Source organism: Sphingomonas sp. FUKUSWIS1 (assembly GCF_000733135.1).
Lineage (GTDB): Bacteria > Pseudomonadota > Alphaproteobacteria > Sphingomonadales > Sphingomonadaceae > Sphingomonas > Sphingomonas aerolata.
Genome location: NZ_JPJC01000030.1, coordinates 1 through 3,912 on the forward strand (window position 1 = coordinate 1; position 3,912 = coordinate 3,912).

1 protein-coding gene and 1 pseudogene are annotated in these 3,912 nt (G+C 67.6%); one reads left to right on the forward strand and one right to left on the reverse strand.

Translation table 11 applies throughout. The annotated features are described in order from the left end of the window. A partial coding sequence (locus sphsw_RS03020; protein ID WP_031439313.1) for an NADP-dependent malic enzyme occupies positions 1–2,228 on the reverse strand: 2,228 nt, incomplete at its 3' end. 151 nt (positions 2,229–2,379) lie between these two features. Here sphsw_RS03020 and sphsw_RS03025 point away from each other — a divergent pair. Continuing rightward, positions 2,380–3,912, forward strand: a pseudogene (locus sphsw_RS03025) (DNA mismatch repair protein MutS); the annotation flags it as partial.

Consider the following 3,912-nt stretch of genomic DNA (forward strand, 5'->3'; position numbering starts at 1 on the left):
GCCAGCGTCACCAGCTCGCTCGCCGTGCTCGTCATCGGCGCGACCTGCACCGGCTTCTCCATGCCGATCAGCATTGGCCCGATCACCGAATCGCCACCGAGCTCGCGCAACAGCTTGGCCGAGATATGCGCCGACTGAAGACCCGGCATGATCAGCACGTTCGCCGGCCCTGACAGCCGCGCGAACGGATAGTTCGCCAGCTGCTTCGGGTTGAGCGCCACGTCCGGCGCCATCTCGCCCTCATATTCGAACCCGACCTGACGACCGTCGAGCACGGTCACCGCGTCGCGGATATTGTCGAGCCACTCGCCCTTCGGGTTGCCGAAGTTCGAATAGCTCAGGAACGCGACGCGCGGCTCATGCCCCATGCGACGCGCGACCGCTGCGGTCTGCTCGGCGAAATCGGCGAGCTGTTCGGCGGTCGGGCGCTCATTCACCGTGGTGTCGGCGATGAACACCGTGTGGCTCTGCCCGACGAGCAGATGGATGCCGAACGGCGTCTTGCCCGCCGCCGGATCGATCACGCGGTAGATCTGGCGCATCGTCTCGCCGTACGTACGCGTGATGCCGGTGATCATCGCATCGCCCTCGCCGAGCTGCAGCAGCAGCGCACCGAAGATGTTGCGATCCTGGTTCACCATCCGCTCGCAGTCGCGCCGCAGATAGCCGCGACGCTGGAGCCGGGCATAGAGCAGCTCGACCATCTTCGGCACCAGCGGCGAGACGCGGCTGTTGTGCAGCTCGAAGCTCTCGGGGTCGGTGACGCCCAGTGCACGCAACCGGTCCGGCACGTCGTCGCGGCCGACCAGCACCGGCGTGCCATAACCGCCCTCCTTGAACGCGATCGCCGCCCGCAGCACGACCTCTTCCTCGCCCTCGGCGAAGATCACGCGCTTGGGATGCGCCCTCGCGCCCTCATAGGCCATCGACAGCACCGAGGTGGTCGGGTTGAGACGCGCGCGCAGCGACTGGCGATACGCCTCGATGTCGAGGATCGGCTTGGTCGCGACGCCCGATGCCATCGCCGCCTTGGCGACCGCGACGGGAACGACCTCCATCAGCCGCGGATCGAACGGCGCGGGGATGATATAGGCGGGGCCGAAGCTGTGGCTGACGCCATAGGCCAGCGCGACCTCCTCGGGCACACGCTCGCGCGCCAGCTCGGCGATCGCATTGGCCGCGGCGATCTTCATCGCGTCGTTGATCCCCGTCGCGCGGACGTCGAGCGCACCGCGGAAGATGAACGGGAAGCACAGCACGTTATTGACCTGGTTCGGATAATCCGACCGGCCCGTCGCGACGATCGCGTCGGGACGCGCAGCCATCGCCAGTTCGGGGCGGATTTCGGGCTCGGGATTGGCCATCGCGAAGATGATCGGCGCGGCCGCCATGTCCTTGACCATCTCGGGCTTGAGCGCGCCTGCCGCCGACAGGCCGAGGAACACGTCCGCGCCCACCAGCGCCTCGGTCAGCGTCCGCGCGCTGCTCGTCGTGGCGTGCGCCGACTGCCACTGGTTCACATCGTCGCGCCCCTGGTAGATCACGCCGGTACGGTCGCACATGATGACGTTGTCGGGCCGCACGCCCATCGCCTTCATCAGCTCGGTGCACGCGATCGCCGCCGCGCCCGCGCCGTTGACGACCAGCTTGATGTCGCCAAGCTTGCGCCCGGTCACGAGGCAGGCGTTGATCAGCCCGGCCGCGCAGATGATCGCGGTGCCGTGCTGATCGTCATGAAATACGGGGATATTCATCCGCTCGCGCAGCGTCTGCTCGATGATGAAGCACTCGGGCGCCTTGATGTCTTCAAGGTTGATGCCGCCAAAGGTCGGCTCCATCAGCTCGACCGCATCGATGAAGCGATCGACATCCTCGGTCTTCAGCTCAATGTCGATCGAATCGACGTCGGCGAAGCGCTTGAAGAGCACCGCCTTGCCCTCCATCACCGGCTTCGACGCCAGCGCGCCGAGATTGCCCATGCCGAGGATCGCGGTCCCGTTCGAGATCACCGCGACCAGATTGCCCTTGGCGGTATAGTCATAGGCGGTCGAGGGATCGTCGGCGATCGCCTGCACCGGAATCGCCACGCCGGGCGAATAGGCGAGCGCGAGGTCGCGCTGCGTCGCCATCGGTTTGGACGCAATGATCTCGAGCTTCCCGGGACGGCCTTCCGAATGGAACAGCAGCGCTTCGCGTTCGGAGAACTGGAGATTATTGTCGTCGGACATAAGCGGGGCCTCGGGGGTATCTGCAGGGGGAGCCCCTGCCTTTACGGAACGCGTGGCTGTTCGTCACCCCTTGGGAACCCTTCGCAGTGCTATTGGACGTGCGGACGGTTTTCGCTACCCCGCGCCGATGTCCACTCCCGCCGCTACCCCGATGATGACGCAGTATCTCGGCCTCAAGGCCGAGGCGCAGGATTGCCTGCTGTTCTACCGCATGGGCGATTTTTTCGAGCTGTTCATGGACGATGCGCGCATCGCCGCGGCGGTGCTCGACATCGCGCTGACCGCCCGCGGGGAACATGAGGGCAAGCCGATCCCGATGTGCGGCGTGCCGGTGCACGCGGCCACGGCCTATCTTCAACGGCTGATCAAGGCCGGGCACCGCGTCGCGATCGCCGAGCAGGTCGAGAGTCCGGCCGAGGCGAAGGCGCGCGGCGGATCGAAGGCGCTGGTCGCCCGCGCGATCGTCCGCGTCGTGACCGCGGGCACGCTGACCGAGGAAGCCTTGCTCGACGCGCGCAGCGACAATTGGTGCGTGGCGATCGGTGAAGCCGGGGGATCCGTCGCGATTGCCGCAGCCGACGTGTCGACCGGCCGGTTCGAGGTCATCGACGTCGCCGATGACGCGGTCGGGGCCGAACTCGCGCGACTTGCCGCAGCCGAGATCGTCGTCGCCGAGGCGAGCGGTTTTGCAGAGGCCGCCACGACGCTGCGGCCCAGGAGCGATTTCGACAGCGGTGCGGGCGAAGCGCGGCTCAAGCGGATCTACGGCGTCGCGACCCTCGACGGCTTCGGGCAGTTCGGGCGGGCCCCGCTGGCCGCGGCGGGCGGTCTGGTCGCGTATCTCGAACATAATGCGAAGGGCGCGCTGCCCTTCCTGCGGCCGCCGCGAATCGGGCGGGCGGCACAGGTGATGGCGATCGACGCCGCGACGCGGGAAAGCCTCGAACTGACCTGCACCACCGGCGGCGTCCGCAAGGGAAGCCTGCTCGACGCGGTCGATCGTACCGTCACCGGTGCCGGTGCGCGGCTGCTCGGTGCCGATCTTGGCGCGCCCCTGATGGACAAGGCCGCGATCGACGCGCGGCTCGACCTCGTCCGGTTGTTCCATGACGACCAGGCATTGCGCGAACGGTTGCGCGCGACGCTGCGCGCGCTGCCGGACATCGGCCGGGCGCTTGGCCGCCTCGCTGCGGGTCGAGGATCACCGCGCGATCTGGGCCAGTTGCGCGACGGTCTCGACGGCGCCTGGAATCTGGGCGAGCGGCTCGACGCGCTGACCGATCCGCCGCGCCTGCTGAGCGACGTCGCACCGCTGCTGCGCGGGCATGGCAGCCTGATCGACCTGCTCAAGCGTGCGCTCGTACCATCGCCACCGATCGAAGCGTCTGACGGGGGGTATATCGCGGCGGGATATGACGCCGCACTCGACGACCTGCGCGATACCGGCGCTGGGGGACGCCGCGCGATCGCCGCACTGGAGGCCGAGTTCCGCACCTCGACCGGCGTGTCCGCGCTGAAGATCCGGCACAATGGCGTGCTCGGCTATCATGTCGAGGTCCCTGCACGAGCTGCCGATTCGCTGATGAAGCCCGACAGCGGTTTCACACACCGCCAGACGCTCGCAGGTGTCGTACGCTTCAACACGCCCGCGTTGCACGATGTCGCAACGAAAGTGTCGCAGGCG